The following is a 24,018-nucleotide window of genomic DNA, read 5'->3' on the forward strand; positions in this document are numbered from 1 at the left end:
AGGATTCCCCGATGCGCGTAGCCGTTTACCAATGTCCACCGCTGCCACTGGACCCCGCCGCCAACCTGCAGCGCCTGCATCAGGTAGCGATGGAGGCCAAGGGCGCCGACCTGCTGGTGCTGCCGGAGATGTTTATGACCGGCTACAACATCGGCGCCGAAGCGGTGAGCACGCTGGCCGAGGTCTACAACGGTGAATGGGCGCAGCAGATCGGCCGGATTGCCAAGGCTGCCGGTCTGGCGATCGTTTACGGTTATCCGGAGCGCACCGCCGACGGGCAGATCTACAACGCCGTGCAACTGATCGACGCCCACGGCGAGCGCCTGTGCAACTATCGAAAGTCGCATCTGTTTGGCGATCTCGACCGGTCGATGTTCAGCCCCGGTGACTCCGACTTGCCGGTGGTTGAATTGAACGGCTGGAAGCTCGGCTTCCTGATCTGCTACGACCTGGAGTTTCCGGAAAACGCGCGGCGCCTGGCCTTGACCGGCGCCGAGCTGATTGTGGTGCCGACGGCCAACATGATTCCGTTCGATTTCGTTGCCGATGTCACCGTGCGTGCCCGCGCCTTCGAAAATCAGTGCTACGTGGCTTACGCCAATTACTGCGGCCATGAAGGCGATATTCAGTACTGTGGGCAAAGCAGCATTGCCGCACCGGACGGTAGCCGTATCGCCCTGGCAGGTCTGGACGAAGCGTTGATCGTCGGTGAACTGGACCGCCAATTGATGAACGACTCACGTCAGGCCAATCGCTATCTCAGCGATCGCCGCCCGGAGCTTTACGGCGCGCTCAACCGCCGCTAATCCGCTAGCATGGGCACTTCACTGTTCTGGAAGTGCCCATGCCCGCGCCGACTCATCCCCGCCCCCACTCTGAAACCCTGGCCAACGGCCTGCACGTGACCCTGCGCCACGTGCCCGGTCTCAAGCGCAGCGCTGCGGCGTTGCGCGTGGCGGCCGGCAGTCATGACGTGCCGCTGGCATGGCCGGGGCTGGCGCATTTTCTCGAGCATTTGCTGTTTCTCGGCACCGAGCGTTTTCCCACAGACGAAGGGCTGATGGCCTACGTGCAACGTCACGGCGGGCAGGTGAATGCCAGCACCCGCGAGCGCACCACGGACTTTTTCTTCGAGTTGCCTGTGTCGTCCTTCAGCGCGGGGCTCGAGCGTTTGTCAGACATGCTCGCCCGGCCACGTATGAATCTGGACGATCAACTGCGTGAACGAGAAGTGCTGCAGGCCGAATTCGTCGCCTGGTCGCAGGATCCGACAGCGCAGCAGCAGTTTGCCTTGTATGAAGGTTTGCCAACGGAGCATCCGTTGCGTGGGTTTCATGCGGGCAATCGGGACAGCTTGCAGGTCGAATCGCCTGGGTTTCAGTCGGCGCTGCAAGACTTCCATCAGCGCTTTTATCGAACCGGGCAAATGAGCCTGAGTCTGGTCGGGCCACAAAGTATCGATGAGCTTCGGGAGCTGGCGCAGCAATTCGCAGCGGTGTTGCCGGTTGGGGATAAAGTTGCCCAGGCCGCACCGCCACCGTTGGCAGTGAAAAGTTATCAAAAGGTCGGCGCTCACACGAACCTGTTATTTGCTTTCGACGCGTTGCCCGAGTCATCCGCCGAGGCGATGGCTTTTCTCTGTCATTGGTTGAATAGCGCAAAACCTGGTGGATTGCTCGCATACCTGCATCAACAGAATCTGGCTGACAGCCTGAAAGCCACGCCGCTTTACCAGTTCGCCGGCCAAGCGCTGCTGCATCTTCAATTCCATGCCGACGGCGACCGCCTGGATACCATTCGCGAACGGCTGCTGGATTGGCTGAGCTTCTTCGACCGTCAGGACTGGACGCCGTTGCGCGAGGAATACGCCGCCCTGCTTCAGCGCCAGCAGCAAGTCAGCGGCGCGTTGCAAGTGGCACGGCTCGATCTCGAGCAGCAAGCATTCGGCCTGTCCGAATCCGGCGCTACCGCACTTGAGCACATCCTTCGCGAGATCGGCGTTGTGGATAACTTCAGCGATCATTGGCATCTGCCCGCCGCCAATCCTTTCTTGCGCGCCAGTGAACCGCTGGCCAACGCCGGGCTGATTCGCGGCCAGACCAGCGCCCACCGTGGCCTGCGCACGTTCGCCCAGGATCGCTCGCGCAGCCGTCGCGAACGGTCGCCGATGCAGTTTAGCCAGGCACTGCCAGACAACAGCGATGAAGGCGCGATTTACCTGCGCTGGCAGGTCGAGGCGGCGGCCAGCGCCGATCTGCGCGCAAGATTGCAGCGCAGTCTGCGCCAGACCCGACAGGATGCGTCCGAAGCCGGAGTGGACTTGTCTTTCAGCGCCGCAGGTAACCAATGCCTGCTGAAAATGAGCGGATTACAGGAACCGATGCCCAGTGTCCTCGAGCATGCGCTGAAATGTCTGACGATGATCGACGCCGATTCGCCGCGCGACGAGGTGCAGATACCGTCGATGCCGATCCGCCAACTACTCGAAACGTTGCCAGAGAAATCCCTGCCCACAATTGGAACCAGCGAGGACGCCAATCAGCTGTGGACAACTTCGCGCTGGGACGGCCTCGCTCTAGGCCTCAACCAACAAACCCAATCAGCCTTGGGCCTGGCGCTGAGCCGCATTCCCGGCACACCGGACAACCAGCTAGCGGTGACACCGATCGCCCAAGCCCAGTACCACTGGTGCCAGATCAACACGGCCTCCAGCGAACACGCCTTGCTGCTGATCTGCCCGACTGCCAGCCGCGACATCGCTGATGAAGCTGCATGGCGCCTTCTGGCTCAGCTGTGCCAGACGCCTTTTTACCAGCGCCTGCGCGTCGAATTGCAATTGGGGTACGCCGTGTTCAGCGCGCTGCGTCAATTGCACGGCAGGACCGCGATTGTCTTTGGCGCACAATCGCCGACGACTTCGGCCGCCGAGTTGCTCGAATACATTCAAGAGTTCCTCAAAAACATCCCCGCGTTGATCGAAATGCTCGATGACGCAAGCCTCAAGCAACAGCGCCAAAGCCTCGCCGATCAGTTCGACGACGCCACGCTGTCCACCAAGGATGCTGCCGAGCTGCTGTGGCAGGGCAAACTCGCTGGCCATTCGTCCGATTATCGTGAGCAGTTGGTCGCGGCGATTCAGCAGCTGAATCGCGAGGCTTTACTCGATGCTGCACAGCGTCTGATCAACGCCGAGGGCGGCTGGCACTGCCTGGCCAATGAATCGATGCCGGACGCGCCGTGGCAAGCGACAAACTGATCATTACCGAGGCTGCAAGGAGCTTTCTCAAAGATTCACGGGTCACGGCGTTGAAATTTTGAGTAACATAGCCGCCTAACTAATTGGAACATCACCGCGCTGCCGTGGACTATAACTATGGATAGCGCTATCCCAACCCTCAGAAGGAGACATCTCATGGCCTGGACCAAACCTGCTTACACCGACCTGCGTATCGGCTTCGAAGTCACCATGTACTTCGCCAGCCGCTGAGTTCTGCTTACGCAGAATCGCAGTGCAACGCCTCGGCTCGCCGAGGCGTTTTATTTTCCGCGTTGAAATGATGGAGCGTTCATGTTCGTCCAGATTCTGGGTTCGGCCGCCGGTGGCGGTTTTCCGCAGTGGAACTGCAACTGCGTCAACTGCGCAGGTTTTCGCGACGGCAGCCTGAACGCCAAGGCCCGCACCCAATCGTCCATCGCCATTTCCGATGACGGCGTGAACTGGGTGCTGTGCAATGCCTCGCCGGACATCCGCGCGCAACTGCAAAGCTTCGCCCCGATGCAACCGGGCCGCGCCCTGCGCGACACCGGCATCAGCGCGATCATCCTGATGGACAGCCAGATCGACCACACCACCGGCCTGCTCAGCCTGCGCGAAGGCTGCCCGCATCAGGTCTGGTGCACGGACATGGTTCACGAAGACCTGAGCACCGGTTTCCCCCTGTTCAAGATGCTCAACCACTGGAACGGCGGGCTGGACTGGAACCGTATCGAGCTCGACCAGAGCTTCACCGTAGCGGCCTGCCCGAACCTGCGTTTCACCCCGCTGCCGTTGCGCAGCGCCGCGCCGCCGTATTCGCCGCACCGTTTCGATCCGCATCCGGGCGACAACATCGGTTTGATCGTTGAAGACCTCAACACCGGCGGCAAGCTGTTTTACGCGCCAGGGCTGGGCAAGGTCGATGCGCCGCTGCTGGAAATCATGGCGGGCAGCGATTGCCTGCTGGTCGACGGCACGCTGTGGGATGACGATGAAATGCAGCGCCGTGGCGTCGGCACCCGCACCGGTCGCGAGATGGGCCACCTGGCACAGAACGGCCCCGGCGGCATGCTGGAAGTGCTGGAGCAGTTGCCCGAGCAGCGCAAGGTACTTATCCACATCAACAACACCAACCCGATCCTCGACGAGGATTCCCCGGAGCGTGCGGAGCTGGTGCGGCGTAATGTTGAAGTGGCGTTTGATGGCATGAGTATCGTGCTTTAAGCAATCGAGACCGCTGCGCGGTCTATCGCGAGCAGGCTCGCTCCCACATTGGAATGCGATCAACTGTGGGAGCGAGCCTGCTCGCGAAGAGGCCAGCACAGACACCAGAGATTTCCAGGGTTGTTCCCGGAGAACAGACATGACCGACACCCCGCTGTCCCCCGCCGAATTCGAAGCGGCCCTGCGCGCCAAGGGCGCCTACTACCACATCTACCACCCGTACCACGTGGCGATGTACGAAGGCCGCGCGACCCGCGAGCAGATTCAGGGCTGGGTCGCCAACCGCTTCTACTATCAGGTGAACATTCCCCTGAAAGACGCGGCGATCCTTGCCAATTGCCCGGATCGGGAAATCCGCCGCGAGTGGATTCAGCGCCTGCTCGATCACGACGGCGCACCCGGTGAAGATGGCGGCATCGAAGCCTGGCTGCGTTTGGGCCAGGCTGTTGGCCTCGACCCGGACCAATTGCGTTCTCAGGAGCTGGTGCTGCCCGGCGTGCGTTTCGCCGTCGATGCCTACGTCAACTTCGCCCGTCGCGCCAGTTGGCAGGAAGCCGCCAGCAGCTCGCTGACCGAGTTGTTCGCGCCGCAGATCCACCAGTCGCGCCTCGACAGCTGGCCGCAGCATTACCCGTGGATCGACCCGGCCGGTTACGAATACTTCCGCACCCGTCTCGGTCAGGCGCGGCGTGACGTCGAACATGGGCTGGCGATCACCCTTGAGCATTACAAGACCCGCGAAGGCCAGGAGCGCATGCTGGAAATTCTCCAGTTCAAACTGGACATTCTTTGGAGCATGCTCGATGCCATGAGCATGGCCTATGAACTGAACCGTCCGCCGTATCACAGCGTGACCGAACAACGGGTCTGGCATAAAGGAATCATCTTATGAGTTTCGACCGCAGCAAAGTGCCGAGCTGGCGCCCGGGCTATCGCTTCCAATACGAGCCGGCGCAAAAGGGCCATGTCTTGCTGTATCCGGAAGGCATGATCAAGCTCAACGAAACGGCCGCGCTGATTGGGGGCCTGATTGACGGTGAGCGCGATGTCGCGGCAATCATTGCCGAACTCGACAAGCAGTTCCCCGGCGTGCCCGAGCTCGGTGACGACGTCGAGCAATTCATGGAGGTTGCCCGTGAGCAACACTGGCTCACCCTTGGCTGATCTGCCGGCCAAACCGCAAGTCGGCTTGCCGCTGTGGCTGCTCGCCGAGCTGACCTACCGCTGCCCGCTGCAATGCCCGTACTGCTCCAATCCGCTGGATTTCGCCGAGCAGGGCAAAGAGCTGACCACCGAGCAATGGATCAAGGTGTTCCGCGAAGCGCGGGAGATGGGTGCGGCGCAATTGGGCTTTTCCGGCGGCGAACCGCTGGTGCGTCAGGACTTGGCCGAACTGATCCGTGAAGCGCGGCAGTTGGGCTTCTACACCAACCTGATCACCTCCGGCATTGGCCTGACCGAGCAGAAAATCAGCGACTTCAAAAAGGCCGGGCTTGATCACATCCAGATCAGTTTTCAGGCCAGCGACGAGCAAGTGAACAACCTGCTCGCGGGCTCGAAAAAGGCCTTTGCACAGAAGCTGGAAATGGCTCGTGCGGTGAAGGCCCACGGCTATCCGATGGTGCTGAACTTCGTCACCCATCGGCACAACATCGACAAGATCGACCGCATTATCGAACTGTGCATTGCGCTGGAGGCTGACTTCGTCGAACTCGCCACTTGCCAGTTCTACGGCTGGGCGCAGCTCAACCGTGTTGGCCTGCTGCCGACCAAGGAGCAACTGGTGCGCGCCGAACGCATCACCAACGAATACCGGGCCAGGCTGGAAGCCGAAGGGCATCCGTGCAAGCTGATATTCGTCACCCCGGACTACTACGAAGAACGCCCGAAAGCCTGCATGAACGGCTGGGGCAGCATCTTCCTGACCGTCACCCCGGACGGCACCGCCCTGCCCTGCCATGGTGCCCGCCAGATGCCTGTGCAGTTTCCCAACGTGCGCGATCACAGCATGCAGCACATCTGGTACGACTCGTTCGGCTTCAACCGTTTTCGCGGTTACGACTGGATGCCCGAGCCGTGTCGCTCTTGCGACGAGAAAGAACAAGACTTCGGCGGCTGCCGCTGCCAGGCGTTCATGCTCACCGGCGACGCCAGTAATGCCGACCCGGTGTGCAGCAAGTCCGAACATCACGGCGTGATCCTCAAGGCCCGCGAAGAAGCCGAGACCGCCACTCAAACCATCGAACAACTGGCCTTTCGCAATGAACGAAACTCACGCCTCATCGCCAAGGGCTGAGCCTTTCAGCGCCGCCCAGGCCGTCGCTGCCGGAACCGACTTCGCCGAACTGCAGCTCGGCGCCCATGGCGTGTTGTGGAATGAATATCGCCCCGAGGATGCCGCGTGCCGAATCTGGCATTGGCGCGATGGCGCAGCGAAACGTCTGACGCCGGACGGTTTCAGCGTGCGTAGCCGCGTGTACGAATATGGCGGTGGTGCGTTTTGTCTGACGCCTGACGGGGTGGTTTTCGTCAATGAAGCGGATCAGCAGATGTATCGGCAGGCGCTGGATGGCGAGCCGGTCGCGCTGACGTCGACTGACTGCCGCTACGGCGATCTGCAATTCGCCGCTGGCCGGGTGTTGGCGGTCGAAGAGCAGCAGGATCGACATCGCCTGGTGGCGATCGATCTGGCGAGCGGTACGCGACAGGTGCTGGCCGAAGGTGCGGATTTCTATGCGTCGCCAACGCTGAGCCCGGACGGCCGGCGGCTGGCGTGGATCGAGTGGAGCCGACCGCATCAGCCGTGGACCTCGACGCGGTTGATGGTCGCGGACGGTGATTTTTCTGCGCCTCGTTGTATTGCCGGCGAGCAGATCGAGGAGTCGATCCAGCAGCCGCGTTTCGACGCCGACGGCCGGCTCTACTGCCTGACAGATCGTGGCGGCTACTGGCAGCCGTGGGTCGAAACGTCCGATGGCTTGCACGCGCTACCGAGTGCCGAGGCCGATCACGCGCCGGCGCCGTGGCAGCTTGGCGGCTGCACTTGGCTGCCTGTCGGCGATCATTATTTAGCCAGTTGGACCGAGGCCGGTTTCGGTCGCCTGGCCCTTGGCGATGAAGATTTCAGCGGCGACTACAGCCGCTTCCGCCACCTGGCGATGGATCAACAGTTCATCTATTGCATTGCCGCAACGCCGGTGAGCCCGTCAGCAGTGATTGCCATTGATCGTGTCTCTCATGCAGCGAAAATCCTCGCTGGCGGCGTGGCTCCATTGCCTGCCGAACGCATCAGCCGTCCGCAGACCTTGCGTTATCCGAGCGGCTCCGGCGAGGCACACGGTTTCTTTTATCCGGCCATGAGCGGTGAAGCGAAACCGCCGCTGGTAGTGTTTATCCACGGCGGCCCGACGTCGGCGTGCTATCCGATCCTCGATCCGCGCATCCAGTACTGGACGCAGCGCGGCTTTGCCGTCGCCGACCTCAACTATCGCGGCAGCAGTGGCTATGGTCGCGAATATCGGCAAGCGCTGCATTTGCGCTGGGGCGAGGTGGATGTCGAGGATGCCTGCGCGGTGGTGAGTTATCTCGCTGACCAAGGTTTGATCGATGGCGACCGCGCGTTCATTCGCGGTGGCAGTGCAGGTGGTTACACCACATTGTGCGCACTGGCGTTCAGGCAGGTTTTCCGCGCAGGCGCCAGCCTTTATGGCGTCAGCGATCCGGTCGCGCTGGCACGGGCCACGCACAAGTTCGAGGGCGATTATCTGGACTGGCTGATCGGCGATCCCGAGCGAGATACCGAACGCTATGCCGCCCGCACGCCATTGCTGCACGCCGATAACATTCGCGTGCCGGTGATTTTCTTCCAGGGTGAACTGGACGCGGTGGTCGTGCCTCAACAGACCCGCGACATGGTCGCGGCGCTGGAGCACAACGGCATCCCGGTCGAAGCGCATTACTACCCTGACGAACGCCACGGCTTTCGTCGCGCGGCCAACCAGGCGCATGCACTGGAGCAGGAGTGGACGTTTTATCGGCGGGTGATGGGGCTGACTGACTGAGCCCTCACTTTGAGACTGCGTCGCTCCAATCGCGGGCAAGCCCGCTCCCACAGGTTATTTGGTGTACACAAAAATTGTCATCACTCATAACACTGTGGGAGCGGGCTTACCCGCGATAGCTATTGATCAGACGCCACTGAACTCAACGCTTGGCGATGATATACACCGCATGCACGATCCCCGGAATGTAGCCGCACAGCGTCAGCAGAATGTTCAGCCAGAACGCCCCGCCAAACCCGACCTGCAGAAACACGCCCAGTGGCGGCAACAGAATAGCGATGATGATACGAATGAAATCCATGGGGCAGCTCCTGAATGGGGGTTGGCTCACTTGAGCCATACAAGCTAATCGACCTGCGCCGTTCGTCAGGGTTCATTACGCTTGCTATTTGATCGCCAGCATCACAAAAAAATGCCCCACTCCAAAAGAATCAGGCGTGGGGCGTGCGTTATACCGCGAGACGGTTCGGGTAATCGGTTGGAGCTGCTCAGCTCAGACGGCAATGCCCTTGCGGCATTGCAACTGGGCGGTGCGCACTCGCGAGAAGGCGCGGCCCAGGCGCAGGAGCATTTCGTCGATGTTGGCTTTGCTGACAGTGAGTGCCGGGGTGAAGCGCAGGCAGTCAGGCTGCGCGGCGTTCAATATCAGGCCTTCGTGAAGTGCAGCGTGAACGACGGCGTCGGCGCATTCGTCGGACAGCGTCAGCCCATGGAACAGGCCTTGGCCGCGCAACTCGCCGTGGCCGTAGCGGTGCGCCAGTCGCGCCAGGCCTTCGCGCAGGTGCTGGCCGTTGTCGTTGACCTGCTGGAGGAAGCTGCGGTCATGGATGCTGTCGAGCACCACCAGACCGGCCGCCGTCATCAAGGCGTTGCCGTGATGAGTGCCGCTCAGCTCGCCGATGGCGAAACAGCAGGCCTTGCCTCGCGCCAGCAAGGCCGCCAGCGGCAAGCCGCCGCCGAGGCCTTTGCCGAGCACAACGATATCGGCGCGAATCCCGTAGGACTGTTCGGCGAGCAAGCTGCCGCAGCGGCCCAGACCAGTTTGCACTTCGTCGAGAATCAGCAGAATGCCCAGGTCACGACACAGTCGCTCGACCCCTTTGAGGTAGTGCTCGGTCGCCGGAATGACCCCGGCATCGCTCTGGATCGGCTCCAGCATGATCGCCACGGTCTGCGCATCAACCGCCGCATGCAGCGCCGGCAGGTCGTTGAATGGCACTCGATCGACCGTCGCCAGACTGCGGCCATGGCAACCCTGCTGCGCCACGATGATCCGCGAAGCGCCACCGCGATGCAGTTGGCCCCATTTGCGCGCCAGTTTGATCGCCGCCTCACAAGCCTCGCTGCCACTGTTGAGCAGGTATGCCTGATCGCTGGACGTGCTGGCGCACAGACGTTCGGCGAGGCTGAACATGCCGCGATTACGCAGATTGCAGCCTGGATTGATCAGCGCCTGAGCCTGATTGGCGATGGCTTTGACCAGCGCCGTGGGGCTGTGGCCAAGGCTGTTGGCGCCGCCGGCCTGGGAAAAGTCGAGGTAGGCGCGATCGTTGCTGTCCCACAGCCATGAACCCTGGCCGCGAGCGAACACTTGATGCGGCCGCTCGACACTGGGCATCAGGCGTTGGGCATTGAGATGGTCGGTCATAGCGGATGGCCCCGCCTCGAAGCAGAGGTCATCCAGACTCGGCGTCTGGCGCCGCAAACTGAACAGATTCATGAGCAAAAACCTCGCTGGAGGTTTTTTGAACTGCCTATGTAATCACGAACGAAGCAAATGGAATTCGTCACGCTTTCTGGCCCTGCAAGCCTTGCGAATGCGGTTAGACTAGGCGCGCAAACGGCTTCAGGCCATTTCGTTTTTTCAGCCATTTCGATAAGCGCTACTTATGGATTTCAAACAACTGCGTTATTTCGTCGCGGTCTACGAAGAAGGCCATGTCGGCCGTGCGGCTGAGCGCTTGTCGATCTCGCAACCGGCGCTGTCGCAACAGATCCGTCAGCTGGAGCAGAATCTCGACGTCACCCTGTTCGAACGCAGCAGTAAACGCCTGCTGCCGACCCTCGCTGCGCACACGCTGTACAACCACGCGCTGCCGTTGCTCGATGGCTTGCAGCGGGCGCGCGAGGCGTTGGGTAATTTCAAGGGGCAGGCGTTGCGCACCCTGGCGATCGGTGTGTTGCAAACGGTGCACACCAGCCTCGTGCCGCAAATGCTCGAGCGTGTGCGCAAGGCGCAGCCGCATCTGGTAGTGCAGATCTATGAACTTACGGGGCTGGAAATCGAACGGCGTCTGCTCAATGGTTCGCTGGACATCGGCATCAGCTATCTGCCGCCGCGCCAACCCGGTCTGCACGGGGTGTTGCTGTATGAAGATGAACTGACGCTGGTCATCCCGGCAGACCATCCCTTGCGCGAGTTCAAGAAGGTCTCGATGCGCCAGGCTGCTGAGCTGCCAATGCTGCTGCTCGGCGAAGAGTTCCAGATCCGGCAGATCTGGCAGGCACAACTGACCAGCCTCGGACGACGCCCGCAAGTGCAGGCCGAGCTGAACAATATGTTGGGAATTCTCGACAGCCTGCCGCACACCAGGCTGGCAACGGTGCTGCCGGGACGTTCGCAAAAGGAATACGACGATGAAGATCTGCTGTGGAAACCGCTGAGCGAGCCACGGGTGCCGTTGCAAGTTGGCCTGGTGTGCCGTGATGTACAACGCCAGCAGGCCTCGTTGGCATTGCTGCAGACATTGCTTGAAGAGGTGATCGATCGCGAAGTGAAGCCGCCCCTCGATCCGCTCGCCTGAAACTTTTCTTCAGGCAAAAGAAAACCCCGCCGAAGCGGGGCTTTGCAGACTGTTTCCCTGACATCCATTTCACTCCGCCACCCTGGCAGAATCCTACGTGTCCGTGTTGTTTACTTTGCGCTTCCTGCGCGACGTCCATGAAATGTAGATTAGCCGTGGATCCAATATACGGATATGGGAGAACAGCAGCACGTCACGTAAGCAAATGCTTACATGACGTCTACAGGATCAGAACTGCGCCGCATCCAGCAGGAACAGCGACTCGCTACCGGCCTTGACCGACGCGCTCAACGAGTGGATACGCGGCAGCAAACGGGCGAAATAGAAGCGTGCGGTGCCCAGCTTGCTCGCATAGAAATCATCTTGCGCTTCCTTGCCCAGCGAGGCTTTGGCCATCAACGCCCACATGTAGGCGTAAGCGGTGTATCCGAACGCTTGCAAATATTCGACCGAGGCCGCGCCGATTTCGTTCGGATTGTTTTTCGCCCGGTCCAGCAGCCACGCGGTCAGCTCGTCGAGGGTGTCGACGGCATCGTTCAGCGGCTTGGTGAACTCGCCCAGATCGGCGCTGGCGGTTGCGGTGAAATGACGGATCTCGTCAGCGAACAGCTGGTAGAACGCGCCGCCACTGCCAACGATCTTGCGCCCGACCAGATCCAGCGCCTGAATGCCGTTGGTGCCTTCGTAGATCTGGGTGATGCGCACATCGCGCACCAGTTGTTCCTGGCCCCACTCGCGGATGTAGCCGTGGCCACCAAAAATCTGCTGGCCGTGGACGGTGGTTTCCAGACCCAGGTCGGTCAGGAAAGCTTTCGCTACCGGCGTCAGCAGCGCCACCAGATCTTCCGCGCGCTTGCGGGTGGTCGCGTCTTCACTGAACTTGGCGGTGTCCAGTTGCATCGCCACATACGTGGAGAACGCACGGCCGCCTTCGTTCGAGGCTTTCATGGTCAGCAGCATGCGCCGCACGTCCGGGTGGACGATGATCGGGTCAGCGGCTTTGTCCTTGTTCTGCGCGCCAGTCGGCGAACGGCTCTGCAGACGATCGCGCGCATATTCGACGGCGTTCTGGTAAGAGCGCTCGCCGGTGGCCAGGCCTTGAATACCAACACCCAGACGCTCGTAGTTCATCATGGTGAACATCGCCGCCAGGCCTTTGTTCGGCTCGCCGACCAGATAGCCGACGGCTTCGTCGAAGTTCATCACGCAGGTCGCCGACGCCTGGATGCCCATCTTGTGTTCGATCGAACCGCAGTTGGCCGGGTTACGCGCACCGAGGCTGCCGTCGGCATTGACCATGAACTTCGGCACCAGGAACAGCGAAATGCCTTTTGGACCGGCCGGGGCGTCCGGCAGCTTGGCCAGTACCAGATGAATGATGTTCTCGGTGAGGTCGTGTTCACCGCCAGTGATGAAGATCTTGGTGCCGCTGACCTTGTAGGAACCGTCGGCCTGAGGTTCGGCTTTGGTGCGAATGATCCCCAGATCGGTGCCGGCGTGCGGCTCGGTCAGGCACATGGAGCCGGCCCAGATGCCGGCGTACATGTTCGGCAGGTACGCAGCTTTCAGTTCTTCGCTGGCGTGGGCATTGATCGACAGGCAGGCGCCGGCGGTCAGCATCGGATACAGACCGAACGCCAGGCTGGCGGAGTTGACCATTTCTTCGACCTGCGCCGACACGGCTTTGGGCATGCCCATGCCGCCATAGGCCGGATCGCCACCAACACCGACCCAGCCGCCTTCGGCATAAGTCTGATAGGCCTGTGGAAAACCGGCCGGGGTGGTGACGGCACCGTCCGCCCAATGGCAACCTTCCTCGTCAGCGGCACGACTCAGCGGCGCGATGCTTTTGCTGGTGACCTTGCCGGCCTCTTCGAGAATCGCTTCAACGGTTTCGGCGTCGACGGTCTCGGCCAGCGCCGGCAGCTCGGCCCAGAGTTTGGCGACTTCGAACACTTCATTGAGGACGAAGCGCATATCGCGCAGCGGCGCTTTGTAGTCAGCCATGGCAAACCTCGCAAGATCTAAACAGGTGGTTCGTGGAATGATGTTTTCTGAGCCTGAGTGTACCTCAACAACTTTTGCGACACATAGGGTCAGCCGGTGACTGATTTGTTATTTTTAGTCACCAGAAAAGATCGCCGCGATCTTTCGATCTGCCCTACAAAGCAAATGCCTGCGCCGGCAAATTCATCAAACAATCACTGCCCGCCTCGATCGCTGCCTGATGCGCAGCCGTACGCGGCAACAAGCGCTTGAAGTAGAACTCGCACGTCGCCAGTTTGCCCTTGAGAAAATCAGCCTCACCCTCGTCCGCCTCCAGCTGCGTCTGGGCAACCAACGCCATGCGCAGCCACAGGTAGCCAAGGATGATGTAGCCGCTGTACATCAGATAATCCACCGATGCAGCGCCGACTTCGTCCGGGTTATTCATCGCGGCCATGCCGACCTTCATGGTCAGGTCGCCCCACTGCTGATTGAGCCCGTTGAGTTGCGCGACGAAGCTGCCCAACTGCGCATGGTCGGCGTTCGCTGCGCAGAACTTGTGGACGATTTTGGTAAAGCCCCGCAGCAGCTTGCCCTGACTGCCGAGCACCTTGCGCCCGAGCAGGTCCAGCGCCTGAATGCCATTGGTGCCTTCGTAGATCGGCGCAATCCGGCAATCGCGCACCAGTTGCTCCATGCCCCACTCGCGAATGAAACCGTGGCCGCCGAACACTTGCATGCCGTGGTTGGTCACTTCCAGCCCGGTGTCGGTCATGAAGGCCTTGCAGATCGGCGTGAGGAACGCCAACAGGTCTTCGGCCTCCTGACGCGCCTCGGCATCGCTGCTCAGGTGCGCGACATCGAGCATCTGCGCGGTGAAATAGGTCAGCGCGCGGTTGCCTTCGTTGAAGGCTTTCATGGTCAGCAACATGCGCCGCACATCGGGGTGAACGATGATCGGATCGGCTGGTTTTTCCGGGGCCTTGGCGCCGGTCAGCGCGCGCATCTGCAGGCGGTCATTGGCGTACTTGATCGCACCCTGAAAACTCGCCTCGCCCAGACACAGCCCTTGCATGCCGGTGCCGAGCCGCGCGTGGTTCATCATGGTGAACATGCAGTTGAGGCCCTTGTTCGGCTCGCCGATCAGGTAACCGGTGGCGGCATCGAAGTTCAACACGCAGGTGGCTGAAGCCTTGATGCCCATCTTGTGCTCGATCGAGCCGCAGGAAACGCCATTGCGCTCTCCCGCTTCGCCTGCTGCATCGGGCAGGAACTTGGGCACGATAAACAGGGAAATGCCCTTGGTTCCGGCCGGTGCGTCCGGCAGCTTGGCCAGGACCAGATGGATGATGTTGTCGCTCAGGTCATGCTCGCCGGCGGAAATGAAAATCTTGCTGCCGGTGATCGCGTAGCTGCCGTCGGCCCGGGGCACCGCGCGGGTCTTGATGATGCCCAGATCGGTGCCGCAGTGGGCTTCGGTCAGGCACATGGTGCCGGTCCACTGGCCAGCGGTAAGTTTGCTCAGGTAGGTGTCTTTCTGCTCGGCGGTACCGTGGGCGTGGATCGCCGACATCGCGCCGTGAGTCAGGCCCGGGTACATGCCCCAGGACGTGTTACTGGAACCGACCATCTCGCTGATCACCAGTCCCAGCGAGCTCGGCAGCCCTTGACCACCGTAAGCCGGATCAGCCGCCAAACCGTGCCAGCCGCCCTCGACATATTGTGCGAAGGCCTGCTTGAAGCCTGTAGGCGTTGTTACCACGCCGTTGTCGAAATGGCAGCCCTCTTCATCGCCGCTGCGATTGAGCGGGGCCAGCACGTTCTCGCAGAACTTCGCGCCTTCTTCGAGGATCGCGCTGATCATGTCCGGGCTGGCGTCATGCGCGCCCAGACTGGCGTAGCTGGAGTGGAAGTCGAAGACGTGATCGATCAGAAAGCGCATGTCGCGCAGGGGAGCTTTGTACTCAGGCATGGTGGCTTCTCCGTCAGCAGATTTGTTCAACCTACTGCTGGCTACCACGCGCGACAATCACTGTGCAGGCGCTGAATGCGCCGTCATCACTCAACCCGCAGCAGCGTCCATGCGCACCGCGCCACGGCGGTTCTGCCCGAATGCCATGACGCAGTTACGCCCGGCGCCCTTGGCGCTGTACAACGCCTGGTCGGCGGACTTGAGCACTTCTTCAGGGGTGCGTTGCTCGACACGTTCGGCGACGCCGATACTCACCGTCACCGACACCGCTGAAGCCCCGGAACCGCTACGGCGCTGGCGACCTTGCTGATCATCCTGCGGGCGGTTTTCCTGGTTGCGTAACTGAATGCTGTAGGAGGCGATCGACTCACGGATCACTTCCAGGTGCGGCATGCACTCCTCAAGGGTTTTGCCTGCGAAGACCAAAGCAAATTCCTCACCGCCGTAGCGATACGCCCTACCGCCACCGCTGATTTTCGACAGCTTGCTGGCGACCAGGCGCAGCACCTGATCACCGACATCATGGCCATGGGTGTCGTTGAATTTCTTGAAGTGATCGACGTCGCTCATCGCCAGCACGTAGTTGCGCCCCAGACGCTGCATGCGTTCGTTGAGCGCGCGACGTCCCGGCAGACCGGTGAGCTCGTCGCGGAAGGCCATTTGATAGGCCTCATGTGCAACCGCCGCGGCGATCATCAGCATCACCTGGCTGCACATGATGTTCAGGGTGAACGGCAGAATGAAAGTCTTCGGCAACATCCAGAAGACCCCGAGCAAGCCGACCAGTTGCGCCGCGTGCAACGGACGCGGGTTGCGCCAGTATTGCCAGGCCAGAAGCAAGAAGGCCGAGATGAACACCGGATAGGACAACTGGATCAGGCTCATCCATGCGCCATGCAGCGCCGGCCAGCGGATCTCCGACAGCCACAGCAGTAGCGCCTGTGGGTAACTTTGTTCCAGCCCTAGCGCCACGCTGCCAAATGCCAGCAGCACGGCAAAGCGCGCGACCATGTCTTGGAACAGATGCGTACGTTCCTGCCATGCGGCGAACAGCCCGAACAACAACGGCAGCAGCAGGCAGACCAGATGAAACACCACTGCAGCATCTTCGCGAACCTTGCCGTTGTCGCGGTAGAAATCGGTCTGGGTGTCCAGCAAAAAGTAGGCGATGTACACCGTCAGCATCAGAAACAGTTCGCGCTGACGCCGATACACCGCGCAGTACGCCCCACCGAGGAGCAGAACCAATGTCGGCAGAACGTTGAATAGCGACGTGAAAAACACGCTGAGGTCTTTGACGTACGCAGCCGCCAACCCCGCAAGCAACAACAGCAGTGATGGCAGGAAATGGCTGAAACGTACAGCGGAAGAACGCGGCAAGGGTAAGCTCCGACCCGTCATAGCAAAGAGATGGCATTGTGCCTGCAAAGTGCGGCCAAGCCCATACAATGTGATCCAGATCACACACGGTCTCTATAACGGCCGGAAGCTCTACTATCTGAGCGATCCGCAAACAAAAAAACCGCTGCCCCCTAATGGGAGCAGCGGTTTTCCTCAGACTGCGCTAAGGCTTAGTAGCCCAGCGCGAAGTCTTCTTCTTTCATGTCCATCAGGTTGCCAGCACCCGACAGCATAGTGGCCACGTGCGTACGGGTACGCGGCAGGATGCGCTGGAAGTAGAAGCGCGCGGTTTGCAGCTTGGCGGTGTAGAACGCCTCGTCGCTGGTACCGGCGGCCAGTTTTTCCGCAGCCAGACGTGCCATGTCCGCCCAGAAGTAGGCCAGGCAGGCATAACCGGAGTACATCAGGTAGTCCACGGAGGCCGCGCCGACTTCTTCGCGGTCTTTCATGGCAGCCATACCGACCTTCATGGTCAGCTCGCCCCATTCCTTGTTCAGTGCAGCCAGCGGCGCGACGAATTCCTGGACGGCTTCGTTGCCCTCGTTGGTCTGGCAGAACTTGTGGACGATCTTGGTGAAGCCTTTCAGAGCTTCGCCTTGAGTCATCAGCACTTTACGGCCGAGCAGGTCCAGAGCCTGAATGCCGGTGGTGCCTTCGTACAGCATCGAAATGCGGCTGTCGCGAACGTTCTGCTCCATGCCCCACTCGGCGATGAAGCCGTGGCCGCCGTAGATCTGCACGCCGTGGTTGGCGGCTTCAAAACCGACTTCGGTCATGAACGCTTTGGCGATCGGGGTCATGAATGCCAGCAGTGCGTCGGCCTTCTTCTTCTCTTCTTCATCGACGCCGTACTTGACGATGTCGACCTGCTTCGCAGTGAAGTAGACCATCGCGCGGTTGCCTTCGGCGAACGCCTTCATGGTCAACAGCATGCGGCGCACGTCCGGGTGGACGATGATCGGGTCAGCGGCCTTGTCCGGCGCTTTCGGGCCAGTCAGCGAGCGCATTTGCAGGCGATCACGAGCGTATTTCAGACCGCCCTGGAAGCCGATTTCGGCGTGAGCCAGACCTTGCAGTGCGGTACCGAGGCGAGCGGTGTTCATAAAGGTGAACATGCAGTTCAGGCCTTTGTTCGCCGGGCCGATCAGGTAACCGGTGGCGCCGTCGAAGTTCATCACGCAAGTGGCGTTGCCGTGGATGCCCATCTTGTGTTCCAGCGAACCGCAGCTCACGGCATTGCGCGCGCCAATGGTGCCATCGGCGTTTGGCAGGAACTTTGGAACGATGAACAGCGAGATGCCTTTGGTGCCAGCCGGAGCATCCGGCAGACGCGCCAGTACGATGTGGACGATGTTGTCCGCCATGTCGTGTTCACCGGCCGAGATGAAGATCTTGGTGCCGGAAACTTTGTAGGAACCGTCGGCCTGAGGTTCGGCCTTGGTACGCAGCATGCCCAGATCGGTGCCGCAGTGCGGTTCGGTCAGGCACATGGTGCCGGTCCATTCGCCGGAGACCAGTTTGGTCAGATAGGCTTCCTGCTGCTCAGGGGTGCCGTGCTCGGAGATGGTGTTCATCGCACCGTGCGACAGGCCTGGGTACATGCCCCACGACCAGTTGGCTTCGCCGACCATTTCGCTCACCGCCAAGCCCAGCGACTCAGGCAGACCCTGACCGCCGTGCTCAACGTCGTGGGCCAGGCTTGGCCAGCCGCCTTCGACGAATTGCTTGTACGCCTCTTTGAAGCCAGTCGGGGTTTTCACGCCGGACTCGCTCCAGGTGCAACCTTCGATGTCGCCCACGCGGTTCAGCGGCGCCAGTACCTGCTCACAAAACTTGGCGCCTTCCTCGAGGATGGCGTCAACCATGTCCGGCGTGGCGTCTGCGCACGCTGGCAGGCTCTGATAGTGCGCTTCATAGCCGAGCAGCTCGTCACGAACGAAGCGAATATCACGCAAGGGGGCCTTGTAGTCAGGCATAGCGATAAACCTCTGCTGATGTAACCGGGAATGAACGACCGTGTTGAGTTGTTGTGACGGTCAAACAGTTGTTTGAAACATACGTTTACGCCGAAATCTTGTCAAGCATCGTTCTTTTGCCGTTCGTCATCACGTTCTCCAAATGCCGGAAACGAGAAATCTCCGCGACTTCACGCAAGCCACGGGCGTTGTAAAAAGATTAGTTGAGCAAGAAGGACTTAAACGAAAAACGCCGCGACAAGGCGCGGCGTTTCTGGGTCTACAACAAATTCGATCAGGCGAAGGTATCGATGATCGTCCCGAGCACTTCGTCGGACGCCTTGGCCACCTTCACACCCAGCTCTGCCTGGATCTTGCCCTGCGACTGCTCGACGATATTGCTCGCCAGATCCGATTCTTGTGCGCGATCCACACCGCGCAGGCGATTGACCTGCACTTCGGACGACTGGCTGGTCACCGAACGTTCGATAGTGTTATTGGCGATCTGACTGGCAGCCTGATCGACGCGGTTCTGCCCGGACTGAATCGAGCTCAGCCCCGCATAAAAAGCTGTGTTACCTGAGATTTCCATAGTCGCTCTCATCCTTGCAAAGGATCAATGGTCGCCATTGAAGCAGACGCGCCAGCAAAACACCCGTCAAAAACACTAATGGCACAGTGCCTGTTCATAGTGAAAAACTTAGTCGAGCAGATCCAGTTGCAGATGCTCGGCGACCGCTTCGGCGCTCAACGCTTTGAGTTTCGGCACCCGGCCCAGGCACGGCGCGGGTATGCGTTCGGCGAGCGTCGCTAAGTTTTCCTCCAGCCGAGAGGTTTTCGGATCGATGATATTCGCCACCCAACCCGCCAACTGCAGACCGTCGCGAGCAATCGCCTCGGCGGTCAGCAACGCATGACTGATGCACCCCAGCCTCACGCCCACCACCAGAATCACCGGCAGCTTCAGCGCAATCGCCAAGTCCGAGAGATTGTCCTGATCGGCCAACGGCACCCGCCAGCCGCCCGCGCCTTCGATCAGGGTGAAATCGGCGTTCATCGCCAGAATCCCGCGCATCGGCGCCAGCAGCGATTGCACCGTCAGCGCCACACCTGCTTCGCGCGCCGCCAGATGGGGAGCGATCGCTGGCTCGAACGCCACCGGGTTGACCTGTTGATAAGTCAGCGGCAACGAACATTCGGCCAGCAGCGCCAAGGCATCGGAATTACGCAAGCCTTTGGGCGTGACGTCGCAACCTGATGCCACCGGCTTACCCGCCGCCGTGCTCAAGCCTGCCGAGCGCGCTGCATGGAGCAATCCGGCAGCGACGGTGGTCTTGCCGACATCGGTGTCGGTACCGGTGATGAAATAGGCTGCGCTCATAGAGGTTTCTCCAACACGGCGTACACCACCTGATACGTTGCCGGCAGCCCCGACACCTGACGGAAGCGCTCATACGCGTCGATCAGCCCGAGAATCCGCGCCCGTCCGGTCAAACCGCCCGGCCGCCCGGGATTCAGATTGTGTGCACCCAGCGCCTTCAGCTCGTGAGTCAGGCTGCGCACATCCGGGTAATGCAACACGTGCGGCTGATTCTCCAGCGCCAAAATGCGCATGCCACTGCCGGCACATAACTGTTCATAGCGGGCGAACTCGCGGAAGCGATTGACGTGCACCAACCCGTCGACCTGCTGCCAACTCTCACGCAACTCGAACAACGTTCCTGTACACAGACTAGCAAAGGTAAAAATCCCGCCCGGTTTCAGCACGCGCAAGGCTTCGCTGAGCACCGCCTCGAAGTCGGCGCACCACTGCACCGCGAGGCTGGAGAAAATCAGATCGACGCTCGCATCCTGCAACGGCAGCCGTTCGGCATCGCCAGCAATGAAATGCTCAGCGCCACCCAGCGGCCGTGCGTGATCAAGCATGCCCTCGGCGATGTCCAGCGCGACACCGCTGCCCTGGGTGAAACGCGAGGCCAGCGCCCGGCTGAAATAGCCGGTGCCGCAACCGAGATCGAGCCACCGCGACGGCATGAAACTCCCAGGCAAACGCGCAAGCAGCTGCGTGCCGACGTCACGCTGAAACTCGGCGACGCTATCGTAACTGGCCGCAGCACGGGAAAAAGACGCCGCCACCTGGCGCTTGTCGGGCAAGCCCCCAGGCAGCACAAGGGACAGGTCAGTCATCAGCGCACTCATGAAGAAAAGCCTGGATCGCGCCCGCGACTCCGTGCGGGTCGTCCAGCAGAAAAGCATGGCTGGCCTGTTCGATCAGACCAATTTCGATATCCGGCAACAGCGCGAACAATGCACCGGCCGCTTCCGCCGGGACCAGCGCGTCCTGTCCGCCGAACAGATGAAACTGCGGGCCGCGAAACCCCTGCAACGCCTGGCGTGTGTCCAGTTGCGCAAGGAGCTCCAGACCCGCCATCAGCGCGGCCGGCGCGATGGCTGGCGCGCCACCGAGCAGCAAGCGCGACAAGCCGCGCGGGTCTGGTGAACCTTGCGCACATAGCAGAGCGAAGCGCTTGAGCGTGGTACGCGGATCGGCCTGGCAACCGGCAAGAAACGCATCGAACGTCTCGCCAGGCATCGCGCTCGGCCACTGTTCATGGGCGACAAACGCAGGGTTGCTCGCCAGCGTGAGCAGCCCGCAGCACGCCTCACCGCGTCGTGCCGCCAACTCAGAGGCGAGCATGCCGCCCAGCGACCAGCCACCAAGCCAGACTTCCTGTGGAATGCGCGCATCGAGTTCGTCGAGCCAGTCTTTAAGGTCAGCGGAATCCAGCTCCGGCAGCGGTTCGATCTCGACTTGCAGATGTTCGTCGAGGCCACGCAATGCTGCGGCCAGCGGTTCCAGCGGCGATACGCCGAGGCCCCAGCCGGGCAGCAGGATCAGACGATTACGCATGGCCTGGCTCCAATGACAATCGGGCAAAACAATCTGCCAACCCTTCCAGCAACAGTTGCACCTGCGCCTCGCTGTGGGCGGCGGTCAGCGTTACGCGCAACCGCGCGCTGCCGGCCGGCACGGTTGGCGGGCGAATCGCAGTGACCATCAGCCCGCGCTCGCGCAGCATCTGCGACAACCGCACGGCGCGCCCGGCATCGCCGATCATGATCGGCTGGATCGGCGTGAAGCTGTCCATCAGTTCCAGTCCGATCTGCTCGGCGCCGTGGCGGAACTGGCGAATCAGCGTCTGCAAGTGTTCACGGCGCCAGTGTTCGCTGCGCAACAGCTCGAGGCTTTTCAGCGTCGCGCAGGCCAGCGCCGGTGGTTGGCTGGTGGTGTAGATGTACGGGCGGGCGAACTGGATCAGGCTTTCGATCAACTCTTCGCTGCCGGCGACAAAGGCCCCGGCGGTGCCGAAGGCTTTGCCGAGCGTACCGACCAGCACCGGCACATCGTCCTGATTCAAACCGAAATGCTCGACGCTGCCGCCACCGTTGGCGCCCAGCGGACCGAAGCCATGCGCGTCGTCGACCATCAGCCACGCGCCTCTGGCCTTGGCCTCGCGGGCCAGCGCCGGCAGGTCGGCAATATCACCGTCCATGCTGAACACGCCATCGGTAACCACCAGTGTATTGCCAGTGGCTTTCTCCAGGCGCTTGGCCAGACTCTCGGCGTCGTTGTGCAGATAGCGGTTGAAACGCGCGCCGGACAACAGGCCCGCGTCCAGCAACGAGGCGTGATTGAGCCGGTCTTCCAGCACCGTATCGCCCTGCCCGACCAGCGCCGTGACCGTGCCGAGGTTGGCCATGTAGCCGGTGGTGAACAGCAGCGCACGTGGGCGTCCGGTCAGATCGGCGAGTGCTTCTTCCAGCGCGTGATGCGGGCTGCTGTGGCCGATCACCAGATGCGACGCGCCACCGCCGACACCCCAGCGCTCGGCACCGGCGCGCCAGGCTTCGATCACTTGCGGATGATTGGCCAGGCCCAGATAGTCGTTGTTGCAGAAAGCGAGCAGTGGTTGACCATCGACCACAACTTGCGGGCCTTGCGGCGATTCGAGCAGCGGGCGTTGGCGATAGAGGTTGTCGGCACGGCGGGCAGCAAGGCGTGCGGCGAGATCGAAAGACATGCAGGCCTCGATTTTCAAATGACACAGATCCCTTGTGGGAGCGAGCCTGCTCGCGAATGGGCGTCACATCCAACAGGGATGTTGGCGGCCAAACCGCTTTCGCGAGCAGGCTCGCTCCCACAGGGGTTTTGCATTTCTTCAGGGCAATCCGCGCGGTTTATTACACCGCAGCGTTGTAGAACTGCTCGCTACTCTTCTGCTCCACCAGTGCCTGCTCGATCGCAGCTTGATGAACCTCATCGGAATGCTCCTCGCGGGCCTCCGGCTGGATACCGAGGCGGGCGAACAACTGCATGTCCTTGTCCGCCTGCGGGTTGGCGGTGGTGAGCAATTTGTCGCCGTAGAAAATCGAGTTGGCGCCGGCGAAAAATGCCAGGGCCTGCATCTGCTCGTTCATCGCTTCGCGACCGGCGGACAGGCGCACGTGGGATTGCGGCATGAGGATGCGCGCCACGGCGAGCATGCGGATGAAGTCGAACGGGTCGATGTCTTCGGCGTTTTCCAGCGGCGTGCCGGCGACTTTTACCAGCATGTTGATTGGCACCGACTCCGGGTGCTCCGGCAGGTTGGCCAGCTGGATCAGCAGATTGGCGCGATCGTCCAGCGATTCGCCCATGCCGAGGATGCCGCCGGAGCAGATTTTCATCCCCGACTCACGCACGTAGGCCAGCGTCTGCAGACGCTCGCTGTAAGTGCGGGTGGTGATGATGCTGCCGTAGAACTCCGGCGAGGTGTCGAGGTTGTGGTTGTAGTAATCCAGACCGGCCTTGGCCAGCGCTTCGGTCTGCTCCTGATCGAGACGGCCGAGGGTCATGCAGGTTTCCAGGCCGAGGGCTTTCACCCCTTCAACCATCTTCAACACATACGGCATGTCTTTGGCGGATGGATGTTTCCACGCCGCGCCCATGCAGAATCGCGTCGAACCAATGGCCTTGGCGCGGGCCGCCTCTTCGAGGACCTTCTGCACTTCCATCAGCTTTTCTTTTTCCAGACCGGTGTTGTAGTGCCCGGACTGCGGGCAGTACTTGCAGTCTTCCGGGCAGGCGCCGGTCTTGATCGACAGCAGTGTCGAGACCTGCACGCGGTTGGCGTTGAAATGTGCGCGGTGCACCGTTTGCGCCTGGAACAGCAAGTCGTTGAATGGCTGTACGAAGAGTGCTTTGACTTCGGCCAGAGACCAATCGTGACGCAGGGTGGCAGTGGTGCTCGCGCTCATGGGCAATTCCTTGGTTATGCTTGGCTGGCGCCGGGGAAAATGGAATATCCACAGGCGCTAC

General features: G+C 61.1%; 21 protein-coding genes. 9 read left to right on the top strand and 12 right to left on the bottom strand.

Annotation, left to right across the window (positions count from 1 at the left end; translation table 11 throughout):
- Positions 1-11 precede the first annotated feature (11 nt).
- From HU724_RS25760 to HU724_RS25795, 8 genes are all read left to right on the top strand, one after another.
- A complete protein-coding gene (locus HU724_RS25760) occupies positions 12-806 on the top strand; it encodes a carbon-nitrogen hydrolase family protein (RefSeq protein ID WP_071173821.1) in 795 nt (264 codons plus the stop codon).
- Positions 807-844: 38 nt separating this feature from the next.
- Positions 845-3,256, top strand: coding sequence for a pyrroloquinoline quinone biosynthesis protein PqqF (pqqF, locus tag HU724_RS25765; protein WP_186568896.1), 2,412 nt, complete (start codon positions 845-847; stop codon positions 3,254-3,256).
- 156 nt (positions 3,257-3,412) lie between these two features.
- Complete coding sequence (gene pqqA / locus HU724_RS25770) at positions 3,413-3,487, top strand: pyrroloquinoline quinone precursor peptide PqqA (protein WP_003444522.1); 75 nt, start codon at positions 3,413-3,415, stop codon at positions 3,485-3,487.
- Between the two features lie 81 nt (positions 3,488-3,568).
- On the top strand, positions 3,569-4,480 hold the full coding sequence (gene pqqB, locus HU724_RS25775) for a pyrroloquinoline quinone biosynthesis protein PqqB (RefSeq protein WP_186568897.1): 912 nt from the start codon (positions 3,569-3,571) through the stop codon (positions 4,478-4,480).
- Between the two features lie 139 nt (positions 4,481-4,619).
- Positions 4,620-5,372, top strand: a complete 753-nt coding sequence (gene pqqC / locus HU724_RS25780; protein WP_039757691.1) for a pyrroloquinoline-quinone synthase PqqC — start codon at positions 4,620-4,622, stop codon at positions 5,370-5,372.
- Positions 5,369-5,644 carry a pyrroloquinoline quinone biosynthesis peptide chaperone PqqD gene (gene pqqD / locus HU724_RS25785; protein ID WP_016772874.1) on the top strand — a complete coding sequence of 92 codons (276 nt, stop codon included), beginning with the start codon at positions 5,369-5,371 and terminating at the stop codon, positions 5,642-5,644. The genes pqqC and pqqD overlap by 4 nt, the downstream gene beginning before the upstream one ends.
- Entirely contained in the window at positions 5,616-6,776 is a 1,161-nt protein-coding gene (pqqE, locus tag HU724_RS25790; RefSeq protein ID WP_225927645.1) for a pyrroloquinoline quinone biosynthesis protein PqqE, read from the top strand. Before pqqD ends, pqqE begins: the two co-directional genes overlap by 29 nt.
- Positions 6,742-8,541 (top strand): S9 family peptidase, encoded by a 1,800-nt coding sequence (locus HU724_RS25795; protein WP_186568898.1) that lies wholly within the window; start codon positions 6,742-6,744, stop codon positions 8,539-8,541. The genes pqqE and HU724_RS25795 overlap by 35 nt, the downstream gene beginning before the upstream one ends.
- Before the next feature lie 142 nt (positions 8,542-8,683).
- On the opposite strand, the gene HU724_RS25800 is transcribed toward HU724_RS25795, so the two are convergent.
- The gene (locus tag HU724_RS25800; RefSeq protein ID WP_003228885.1) at positions 8,684-8,842 is read right to left on the bottom strand and encodes a YqaE/Pmp3 family membrane protein; all 159 of its coding nucleotides are present in this window, start codon (positions 8,840-8,842) and stop codon (positions 8,684-8,686) included.
- 192 nt (positions 8,843-9,034) lie between these two features.
- Complete coding sequence (locus HU724_RS25805; protein WP_186568899.1) at positions 9,035-10,261, bottom strand: aspartate aminotransferase family protein; 1,227 nt, start codon at positions 10,259-10,261, stop codon at positions 9,035-9,037.
- Positions 10,262-10,430: 169 nt separating this feature from the next.
- On the opposite strand from HU724_RS25805, the gene HU724_RS25810 reads away from it, so the two are divergent.
- Entirely contained in the window at positions 10,431-11,345 is a 915-nt protein-coding gene (locus HU724_RS25810; protein WP_186568900.1) for a LysR family transcriptional regulator, read from the top strand.
- 228 nt (positions 11,346-11,573) lie between these two features.
- On the opposite strand, the gene HU724_RS25815 is transcribed toward HU724_RS25810, so the two are convergent.
- From HU724_RS25815 to bioB, 10 genes are all read right to left on the bottom strand, one after another.
- The gene (locus tag HU724_RS25815) at positions 11,574-13,352 is read right to left on the bottom strand and encodes an acyl-CoA dehydrogenase C-terminal domain-containing protein (protein ID WP_186568901.1); all 1,779 of its coding nucleotides are present in this window, start codon (positions 13,350-13,352) and stop codon (positions 11,574-11,576) included.
- A 154-nt stretch (positions 13,353-13,506) separates the two neighbouring features.
- Complete coding sequence (locus HU724_RS25820; protein WP_186568902.1) at positions 13,507-15,303, bottom strand: acyl-CoA dehydrogenase C-terminal domain-containing protein; 1,797 nt, start codon at positions 15,301-15,303, stop codon at positions 13,507-13,509.
- 90 nt (positions 15,304-15,393) lie between these two features.
- The gene (locus HU724_RS25825) at positions 15,394-16,683 is read right to left on the bottom strand and encodes a GGDEF domain-containing protein (protein WP_039757672.1); all 1,290 of its coding nucleotides are present in this window, start codon (positions 16,681-16,683) and stop codon (positions 15,394-15,396) included.
- 191 nt (positions 16,684-16,874) lie between these two features.
- Positions 16,875-18,680 carry a phenylacyl-CoA dehydrogenase gene (locus tag HU724_RS25830; RefSeq protein WP_024014564.1) on the bottom strand — a complete coding sequence of 602 codons (1,806 nt, stop codon included), beginning with the start codon at positions 18,678-18,680 and terminating at the stop codon, positions 16,875-16,877.
- Positions 18,681-18,954: 274 nt separating this feature from the next.
- Positions 18,955-19,251 (bottom strand): pyrroloquinoline quinone biosynthesis protein PqqE, encoded by a 297-nt coding sequence (locus tag HU724_RS25835; protein WP_122506068.1) that lies wholly within the window; start codon positions 19,249-19,251, stop codon positions 18,955-18,957.
- Positions 19,252-19,359: 108 nt separating this feature from the next.
- Positions 19,360-20,040 carry a dethiobiotin synthase gene (gene bioD, locus HU724_RS25840; RefSeq protein WP_016772864.1) on the bottom strand — a complete coding sequence of 227 codons (681 nt, stop codon included), beginning with the start codon at positions 20,038-20,040 and terminating at the stop codon, positions 19,360-19,362.
- The gene (bioC, locus tag HU724_RS25845; protein ID WP_186568903.1) at positions 20,037-20,846 is read right to left on the bottom strand and encodes a malonyl-ACP O-methyltransferase BioC; all 810 of its coding nucleotides are present in this window, start codon (positions 20,844-20,846) and stop codon (positions 20,037-20,039) included. The genes bioD and bioC overlap by 4 nt, the downstream gene beginning before the upstream one ends.
- Positions 20,839-21,570 (bottom strand): alpha/beta fold hydrolase, encoded by a 732-nt coding sequence (locus HU724_RS25850; RefSeq protein ID WP_186568904.1) that lies wholly within the window; start codon positions 21,568-21,570, stop codon positions 20,839-20,841. Before HU724_RS25850 ends, bioC begins: the two co-directional genes overlap by 8 nt.
- Entirely contained in the window at positions 21,563-22,741 is a 1,179-nt protein-coding gene (gene bioF / locus HU724_RS25855; RefSeq protein ID WP_186568905.1) for an 8-amino-7-oxononanoate synthase, read from the bottom strand. Before bioF ends, HU724_RS25850 begins: the two co-directional genes overlap by 8 nt.
- A 160-nt stretch (positions 22,742-22,901) precedes the next feature.
- The gene (gene bioB, locus HU724_RS25860) at positions 22,902-23,957 is read right to left on the bottom strand and encodes a biotin synthase BioB (RefSeq protein WP_016772860.1); all 1,056 of its coding nucleotides are present in this window, start codon (positions 23,955-23,957) and stop codon (positions 22,902-22,904) included.
- Between the last annotated feature and the right edge of the window lie 61 nt (positions 23,958-24,018).

The sequence above is a fragment of the Pseudomonas iranensis genome (assembly GCF_014268585.2).
GTDB classification, from domain to species: Bacteria; Pseudomonadota; Gammaproteobacteria; order Pseudomonadales; family Pseudomonadaceae; genus Aquipseudomonas; species Aquipseudomonas iranensis.

Coding starts and splice junctions, on each gene's coding strand:
- HU724_RS25760 (WP_071173821.1), top strand. CDS start 12: ATGCGCGTAGCCGTTTACCAATGTCCACCGCTGCCACTGGACCCCGCC.
- pqqF (WP_186568896.1), top strand. CDS start 845: ATGCCCGCGCCGACTCATCCCCGCCCCCACTCTGAAACCCTGGCCAAC.
- pqqB (WP_186568897.1), top strand. CDS start 3,569: ATGTTCGTCCAGATTCTGGGTTCGGCCGCCGGTGGCGGTTTTCCGCAG.
- pqqC (WP_039757691.1), top strand. CDS start 4,620: ATGACCGACACCCCGCTGTCCCCCGCCGAATTCGAAGCGGCCCTGCGC.
- pqqD (WP_016772874.1), top strand. CDS start 5,369: ATGAGTTTCGACCGCAGCAAAGTGCCGAGCTGGCGCCCGGGCTATCGC.
- HU724_RS25795 (WP_186568898.1), top strand. CDS start 6,742: ATGAACGAAACTCACGCCTCATCGCCAAGGGCTGAGCCTTTCAGCGCC.
- HU724_RS25800 (WP_003228885.1), bottom strand. CDS start 8,842: ATGGATTTCATTCGTATCATCATCGCTATTCTGTTGCCGCCACTGGGC.
- HU724_RS25805 (WP_186568899.1), bottom strand. CDS start 10,261: ATGAATCTGTTCAGTTTGCGGCGCCAGACGCCGAGTCTGGATGACCTC.
- HU724_RS25810 (WP_186568900.1), top strand. CDS start 10,431: ATGGATTTCAAACAACTGCGTTATTTCGTCGCGGTCTACGAAGAAGGC.
- HU724_RS25815 (WP_186568901.1), bottom strand. CDS start 13,352: ATGGCTGACTACAAAGCGCCGCTGCGCGATATGCGCTTCGTCCTCAAT.
- HU724_RS25820 (WP_186568902.1), bottom strand. CDS start 15,303: ATGCCTGAGTACAAAGCTCCCCTGCGCGACATGCGCTTTCTGATCGAT.
- HU724_RS25830 (WP_024014564.1), bottom strand. CDS start 18,680: ATGCCTGACTACAAGGCCCCCTTGCGTGATATTCGCTTCGTTCGTGAC.
- HU724_RS25835 (WP_122506068.1), bottom strand. CDS start 19,251: ATGGAAATCTCAGGTAACACAGCTTTTTATGCGGGGCTGAGCTCGATT.
- bioD (WP_016772864.1), bottom strand. CDS start 20,040: ATGAGCGCAGCCTATTTCATCACCGGTACCGACACCGATGTCGGCAAG.
- bioC (WP_186568903.1), bottom strand. CDS start 20,846: ATGACTGACCTGTCCCTTGTGCTGCCTGGGGGCTTGCCCGACAAGCGC.
- HU724_RS25850 (WP_186568904.1), bottom strand. CDS start 21,570: ATGCGTAATCGTCTGATCCTGCTGCCCGGCTGGGGCCTCGGCGTATCG.
- bioF (WP_186568905.1), bottom strand. CDS start 22,741: ATGTCTTTCGATCTCGCCGCACGCCTTGCTGCCCGCCGTGCCGACAAC.
- bioB (WP_016772860.1), bottom strand. CDS start 23,957: ATGAGCGCGAGCACCACTGCCACCCTGCGTCACGATTGGTCTCTGGCC.